The 7327-nt window shown below is 46.8% G+C and carries 4 protein-coding genes and 2 tRNA genes; all 6 read right to left on the bottom strand.

Annotated features, from left to right (window positions below; genetic code table 11):
* Positions 1-380: 380 nt before the first annotated feature.
* Positions 381-453 (bottom strand) — tRNA-Met (locus NEPTK9_RS08650).
* Positions 454-460: 7 nt separating this feature from the next.
* Positions 461-533 (bottom strand) — tRNA-Met (locus NEPTK9_RS08645).
* Between the two features lie 67 nt (positions 534-600).
* Complete coding sequence (locus NEPTK9_RS08640) at positions 601-2577, bottom strand: ankyrin repeat domain-containing protein (RefSeq protein ID WP_194848433.1); 1977 nt, start codon at positions 2575-2577, stop codon at positions 601-603.
* Positions 2578-2628: 51 nt separating this feature from the next.
* On the bottom strand, positions 2629-3819 hold the full coding sequence (locus tag NEPTK9_RS08635; protein ID WP_194848432.1) for a 3-deoxy-D-manno-octulosonic acid transferase: 1191 nt from the start codon (positions 3817-3819) through the stop codon (positions 2629-2631).
* Entirely contained in the window at positions 3816-6335 is a 2520-nt protein-coding gene (gene leuS, locus NEPTK9_RS08630) for a leucine--tRNA ligase (RefSeq protein WP_194848431.1), read from the bottom strand. The genes NEPTK9_RS08635 and leuS overlap by 4 nt, the downstream gene beginning before the upstream one ends.
* Positions 6336-6557: 222 nt before the next feature.
* Complete coding sequence (locus NEPTK9_RS08625; RefSeq protein ID WP_194848430.1) at positions 6558-7139, bottom strand: hypothetical protein; 582 nt, start codon at positions 7137-7139, stop codon at positions 6558-6560.
* Positions 7140-7327: the final 188 nt, after the last annotated feature.

Below are 7327 nucleotides of genomic sequence, written 5' to 3'. Positions count from 1 at the left end.
AAGGTTGTGGAGAACAAGGATCGTTTTAGTTAACCGGTGCCTTTGAGGCACCCCTGTCTGCCAGTCCCTTTTTGGTTAAATGGGGGTAAAGCTTACCGGCAGCCCTTGGGGCTGCTCCTCACCGTTAAGCTCCTCGCTCTGCGAGGATGTCCTAACTTCCCATCAGGATTTTCTTGCATTGTTCTTTTCAGCCCCTATAGAGCGCGAAAAGCAATAGGATTTTTCCGGATTGTCCTTTCAGAAGTGGCAGATTTTTTCCTTAGCTTTCCTCGAGAGACTGAGACATACCCCTCAAGGGTAGGCGAAGGAAAGAGAGGGAAGATGGGGGAAAAAGATGTTGCTTCTGAAAGGACAAGATGGGAAATTCCTGTTGCCAAAAGTAGCGGCACTCGGACTCGAACCAAGGACCTGCGGATTATGATTCCGTTGCTCTACCAACTGAGCTATGCCGCCGGGAAATTAGCGGGGGAAGGACTCGAACCTTCGACCTTCGGGTTATGAGCCCGACGAGCTAACCACTGCTCCACCCCGCGGTAAGTTGAAAGCATCAGTATATAGGATTCTAAGATTTCCCTTCAAGGGAAATCTTTTTTAAGACATTTATGCCGCCTGACAAGAGCCTTTTGAAGTTTGGTTGACCAAAAATAGCACGGGTAGCCACTTTGTCTTTCCCTGAGTAACCTTTTCCTGGAGCACCTCAGCAAGGGACCGATGCGCCTTACTGAGGTGGGTGACAACGGCAGGGAACTCTTTAATAATTTGAGTGAAAGTTTCAGGGGAAGCCCCCCCTTTAAGAAGGCGGAAGATTAGCTGCGGCTCTTCTTCGAAGTAGTCACACTCAGGCAACTTGATATAATCGATTAATAGTCCTGTTAATTCGGAATTCTTTAAAAGAGCACACTCAGTAAAAACTAAAATGCGACGATAAGGGTTCTGAAGAACTGTTTCAAGGATAGTTTTCTTACTGGTAATGAGAATCTTCCGCATAAAAAGCTCATCTTTGGTCGAGAATGCAAAGGAAAAAAGGCCTGGAGCGGTTTCTTTGGTAATTTTTACCTTTTTTACGATGGAGATCAGCGCCTCTGTCATCGCCTTTTGATGGAGGTTATCTGCTGGGGTATCGCCCCAATCATCTAACATTCCGATTGTACGAGGATCTCTTTCAATAAGGAGCCTAAGCGCTCTGAGTGTTTGATTATGGGAAACGGGAAATAAACGATGTCCCTCTCTAATAGGGTCCCAACAATCGGTATAATCACTTTGTTTACAAGCGATATGAAGCGGAGTTTCCCCATAGTCATTGATCTGGGTTAAGTCAGCCCCTTTTGTAAGCAGATATTTGATTCCCTTGCTTGCTCTAAAAGCAGCCGCATAAAAGATAGGAGTTTGCTTATGTTCATCTTTTTCATTGATGCCAAAGTGCTTTTGGTATTCTTGATAGAATGTTTCAATGGGACGATTGCTAAAAAGAGCAACCCTAAGGACATGTCTTGCCCCCCAAGCTTCAGCGCGATCATCCTTCTCCTTTAAAGTCTTAAAAAGAGCATGCTCTTCAGGAACACCTGCTCTTTTTAAAAAGTGAATGGCACACCCATACATCAGTGTCTTTTTATCCTTGGAGAATCCATAAAAGCTATCAAGATTATAGCGATCGGTAATAGCGATGATATCTTTAACGATGGCAATCGCTTTTTCCTGTGGGATTTTTCGGTTAAAAATCGAGAGTTTTTCGAGGATGTGAAAGAGTGTGACTGCACACCTTCTCTTGCGCGTCACCTTATTATTTTTGCAGTAGTCAACGAATTCGGTTATCACATGGAGACGAAAGTCTGTTGTAAATCCTTTATATAGCTCATAAGCTTTAGGAAAAACACCATCAATAAGCTTTTGGGTGATTGGAAGGTCTTTTTTTCCTTGGTTATGAATCTCTGCAACCACAAAAAGGGTCAATATTGCTCCAAAAAGAGCTGACTTTGTGCAATTGCGTACTTTTTGGATTTTATGGTCGATCTTAGCGATAAGGGTATCCCCTTCAAAGATACTAATTGGCATTTGCGCAGAGGGGTTCGCAATAATCCTGTATTTTCCCATATCGATTTGGGCTGTTATATGGGCATCTTCCCCCTCAACTTTTATAGCAAGATCAGCCCCCTCTTTTTTGGGGCTTGCTTCACCAAGGGAAACGTTTAGAACATGGCTCATGACTTTTTGAAGATCAATCGCACCCAAGCAAAGAGGAGCTTTTTCTTGAAGGTAGGCTAAAAGCCACTGAAATGTGTCTATAGACATAAAGTCAACCTCAACCCCATCGACATCAGAGTCCAAAAGCCCTAAACGACTTCCAGTTTGTTCAATCAATTCCTGCTCTGTTTTCTCTTCAAGCCGCTCCTTAAACTGCTGGTGCAAGCAGTGTTCAAGCATCCGATATCTAGCAATCTGTTTGCTCATTAAATCGTTTGAGGCACCGGAAGATGACTTTTCTGTTTCAAGTGCTCCCTCTTTTTCATTCACTTCTGCTGTTTCATTAGAAAGGGGGATATCGGTTCCCCCACCATTGATTTCTCCAATAGTGGTCATTATTCCTCCTTATGTAAAATTAATTGAAATAAGTATAAGGAAATTAGCTATTTATAGCAAGTTTTTTGAAAGGATGTTCCAAGTGCGGAATGCAGCTCCAACAGCCTTTTGAGCAAAGGCTTTTCCCCTCTCTCCCATCTCTTCATGGAGCTTCGGATCGTTAAGAAGTTTTTCAACAATAGCGGGAAGGTGGGCTGCGTCGACTTTAATGCCAGCCCCCGCTTGGGTAAGAGCCCGATCGAGCTCCACTTGGGTATGCATATAGGGGCCAAACAGGCTGGGCACTCCCATCTTGGCCGGCTCAAAAACATCGTGGCCTCCCACCCCTTTTACAAAACTCCCCCCCACGATGGCTAGGTGAGAAAGGGCATAGCAGGCAGGGAGAACCCCCATCTGATCGATGACGGTCACTTGGGGATGGTTGATAAGACTTTTTACCCGCTTAAACCGCTCAGGATGACGGGGCACTACGAGCACCTTAAGATGAGGATCTTTTGCAAGAAAAGGGGCAAGCTGCTTGAGAAGGAGGGTCTCCTCCCCTTCATGGGTTGAGCCGAGCGTGATCACTTTGTCCCCCTCTTCTAAAGGAAGAGAGAGGGTTTTCCCCTGTTTTGCGGGAATGTCAAACTTCAAATTACCGGTAATGGTGAGCTTTTCGGGAGGAATCCCGAGCTTTAAAAAGCGCTCAAGGTAGGTCTCTCCTTGAAGGCAGAAGTGGTCCACGGTGTTAAAAAGAGGGCGGCTAAAGGAGCGGAAGGCAAGGTAGCGCTTGAGCGATTTTTCAGAGAGCTTTCCATTGGCAACGACCACTTTCCCCCCCTCTTTTTTGACGGCGATGAGGAGGTTCAGCCAATAGTCCCCTTCAACCAAGATTAGGAGGTCGGGCTTTAAGATTTTAACGAAAGGGTTGATGACCCACGAAAAGTCGAAGGGAAGGTAGTGGATCGCATCGGCCTCAGAGATGATTTTCTTTGCCTCTTCTTGTCCTGTTTCTGTTACCGTCGTGACAAAGATAAAGGCATCGGGGTGGCTCCTTCTTATATGGGGAACGAGGGTCGAAAGAGCTTTGGTCTCTCCCATTGAAACGGCATGGAGCCAGATGACCAGTTTTTTATCTCCTTGGGGAGCTTTTCCCTTGAGGCGAGCCGCTAAGCTTTTCCGATATTTTCCCTTAAAGAAGAAGTTGGGAGAGAAAAGGATCAAAAGGGCAAAGATGGCAATGTCATAAAAAAACCGGATCATGGCTTTACAACGATATTCAAAAGCTTATCGGGAACAAAAATCACCTTCACGATCTCTCCAGTCAGATACTTGGCCAGTTTTTCATCCTTTTGGACTGCTTCTAAGAGGGTTTCCTGGGTTTGCCCTTTAGGGAGCTCCCATTTGCCGCGGAATTTCCCATTGATTTGAACCACATAGGTGGCACTTTCTTCTGTAAGGTATTTAGGGTCCGCCTTGGGATAGGCAGCGTAAGTGATCGAGTCGGTATGGCCCAGGTGGCTCCAACACTCTTCGGCAATGTGGGGGGCAAAAGGGGCTAGGGCTTGAACGGCCATTGCGAGCGCTTTTTTGGAGTAGGTTTTGAGCTTGCTAAAGGCATTGACAAACTCCATCATCTTCGCAATGGCCGTATTAAAAAGCATCTCTTCGATATCTTTTTGGACGCCATGGACAAGGCGGTGGGCAAGCTTTAACCCTTCGTCGCTTTCAGCCACTTTATCGGAAAAAACAAGGGCATAAAAACGGTCTAAAAAGCGGCGGCACCCACTGATCGCATCGCTATTCCAAAGTTTTTCCTTATCGAAAGGGCCCATAAACATCTCGTAGAGGCGGAGGGTATCAGCCCCATACTCTTCGACAATCTCATCAGGAGCGACGCCGTTGAGCTTTGACTTGGACATCTTTTCGACAAGCTCGACAAGGTCAGGGTCGGTCGCTTCGTCCGGATGAGCGTAACCTCCCCCCGGCTTTTTATAGGCTTTGGCGGTGACGAGCCCTTGGTTCCGGAGGGTTTGGAAGGGCTCCGCTGTCGAAACATCACCTGCATCATAGAGCACCTTATGCCAAAAGCGAGCATAAAGAAGGTGGAGAACAGCATGTTCGACTCCCCCCACATACATATCGACCGGCATCCAATACTTTTCTTCGGCCTCTCCCCACGCTTTGTTTTCGCTCTGGGGATCACAAAAGCGGAGGTAGTACCAGCAAGAGCCGGCCCATTGGGGCATCGTGTTGGTTTCTCGAAGCGCTTTTTTTCCTGTTTTGGGGTCGGTGACCTCGACCCACTCGGGGACATTATCAAGAGGGGTTTTCCCCTCCCCTTGGGGTTTGTAATCGGTGAGGTCGGGAAGGGTTAAAGGAAGTTCATCCAAATCAAGAATCCGCTTCGTCCCATCTTCAAAGTGGAGGATCGGAACAGGCTCTCCCCAATACCGTTGCCGGGAAAAGAGCCAATCGCGGAGCTTATAGGTGATACACCGCTCGCCACACTTTTCCTCTTTGAACCAATCGGCCACTTTTTCTTTTGCCTCTTTGACATTCAGGCCATTGATGTCGAGCTTTTCACTCTTTCCATTGATCGCTTTTCCTGGGCCCGTCCAGCACCGTTTTCCAGCAAGGATCTCGAGACGAACATCTTCAATAGTGGTGTCAGCAACAACCTCTTCAATCTCGGGGTCATAAGGGGGAACGACAGCGATCCCATACTTTTTCACAAACTCAAAGTCCCGCTCATCGCCACCGGGAACTCCCATCACAGCGCCCGTTCCATATCCCATGAGGACATAGTCGGCCACCCAAACAGGGATTAAGGCGCCGTTAACGGGGTTCACAGCAAAGGCCCCGGTCCAAACGCCACTTTTTTCTTTGGCAAGCTCTGTCCGCTCCAAGTCACTTTTCTTAGCTGCCTCTTTTAGGTAGGCCTCGACCTTTTCCTGTTGATCCCCTGTTGTGATCTCCTTTACTAGAGGATGTTCCGGAGAGATGACCAAAAAGGTTGCTCCAAAAAGAGTGTCGTGACGGGTGGTAAAGACGGTGATCGGCTGCTTGGTCCGGTTTTCAAGGAAGGTGACCTTTGCCCCTTCACTCCGCCCAATCCAATTTCGCTGAAGAGTTTTTAGGTAATCGGGCCAGTCGAGAAGGTCGAGATCTTTCAACAGACGCTCGGCATACTCGGTGATCTTCAGGACCCACTGTCGAAGTGGCCGTCGTTCAACCGGGTAGCCTCCCTCTTTAGCCTTTCCATCCTCCACCTCTTCATTGGCAAGGACCGTTCCCAACTCGGGGCAGTAGTTGACCAAGATCTCCGCCTCGTAGGCAAGCCCCTTTTCATAGAGCTTGGTGAAGATCCACTGAGTCCATTTATAGTAGTCGGGGTCGCTCGTCGCAAACTCCCGCTCCCAATCGTAGCTAAAGCCCAGCGACTGGAGTTGTCGCCGGTAGGTATTGATATTCTTTTCAGTGGTGACTTTGGGGTGGGTCCCCGTGCGGATCGCATACTGCTCGGCCTGGAGGCCAAAGCTATCCCATCCCATCGGGTGGAGAACGTTGAACCCCTGCTGCCGCTTGTAACGCGCGAGAATGTCGGTTGCCGTATACCCCGTGACGTGGCCCACATGGAGCCCCGCCCCCGAAGGATAGGGAAACATATCCAAGATGTAGTACTTCGGCTTAGAGGGGTCAACCTCCGCTTTAAACAGCTTCTTTTCTTCCCAGTAGCGCTGCCATTTCTTCTCAATCTCTTTGTGGTCGTACTTCATGGTATCCTTATTCACCTGAATTTCAGATTTATTTCACTCAATCTAAGGGGGCTTTAGCTTTCTTTTCTCTTTTTTGATCTCGGAAAGGGCCATTTAGACCCTTACCTTCGATCAAAAAGAAGAAAATTTAAGCAAAACTCCCTCTGGAGCTGAGCAAAATAAACCCGAAATTCAGGTTATTTTGATCAAGAATACCAAATCGCTAAAAAAAAGGGTAGTCTCTTATTCTTCCTGCTCGCTTTTTCTACTTCTATAGATATACGTACCAGCAGCAATAAGGGCTCCAGAGAGAACGAGAATAGCAACCCCCATAATCTTCTGAGTTTTTACTGTTTTAGTGTACTTGTCATAAAGCTGTCTATGGACTTCATCCACCCCTTTTTCAAGAAGCTGTTGATAGGGATTAAGGCTTTCAATAAACTTTTCAAAATTGCCGATTTTCCCGGTTTCTTGCAGGTACTTGGTAAAGAGTTTTTCATTTAATTTGTCCACTTCTTCTTGAAAAAGCTTTTGATAAGGCGTAAGTTTTTTAAACAAATCTTTTCCAAAGCCTTTTACAATGTGGGAAACAGAAAAATTTGGGTCATACTTAGCATAAAATCCAGGGGGAAACCTAATCCCAGTTGTCCTGGAAAGTCTAGGTATATTGAGTGATATCATTTGACACCTCCATTTTATTTCTTTTTTGTTTATTGCTTGCATAGAGATATCCAGCAACACCCCATCCTGCTCCAAGAAGGAGAAATAGGCCAATGCCCACTGCTTTCTGCAGAGAAGTTGCTGCACCCCAACATCTTCTAGCATACTCAAGGGGCTTTGCATTTTGGCCTTGTTCACCTTTACAGGTAAAAAGTTCGCACATTTATCGGTGGTATATGTAAGAAAGATACGTCGGGGGCAGCGGGGGGCTTGCCCCCGACGTATCTTTCATCCAACTAAGTATGCAGACTTAAAAAAATAAGGGGCTTGTTGTTCAGGAAAAAGTGAAAGAG

Source organism: Candidatus Neptunochlamydia vexilliferae (genome assembly GCF_015356785.1).
GTDB classification, from domain to species: Bacteria; Chlamydiota; Chlamydiia; order Chlamydiales; family Simkaniaceae; genus Neptunichlamydia; species Neptunichlamydia vexilliferae.
This window is presented reverse-complemented; position numbering and strand designations above follow the sequence as displayed.

Excerpts from the sequence above, each read along its gene's own strand:
- NEPTK9_RS08625 (WP_194848430.1), bottom strand. The coding sequence starts at position 7,139 with ATGCTAGAAGATGTTGGGGTGCAGCAACTTCTCTGCAGAAAGCAGTGG.
- NEPTK9_RS08635 (WP_194848432.1), bottom strand. The coding sequence starts at position 3,819 with ATGATCCGGTTTTTTTATGACATTGCCATCTTTGCCCTTTTGATCCTT.
- leuS (WP_194848431.1), bottom strand. The coding sequence starts at position 6,335 with ATGAAGTACGACCACAAAGAGATTGAGAAGAAATGGCAGCGCTACTGG.
- NEPTK9_RS08640 (WP_194848433.1), bottom strand. The coding sequence starts at position 2,577 with ATGACCACTATTGGAGAAATCAATGGTGGGGGAACCGATATCCCCCTT.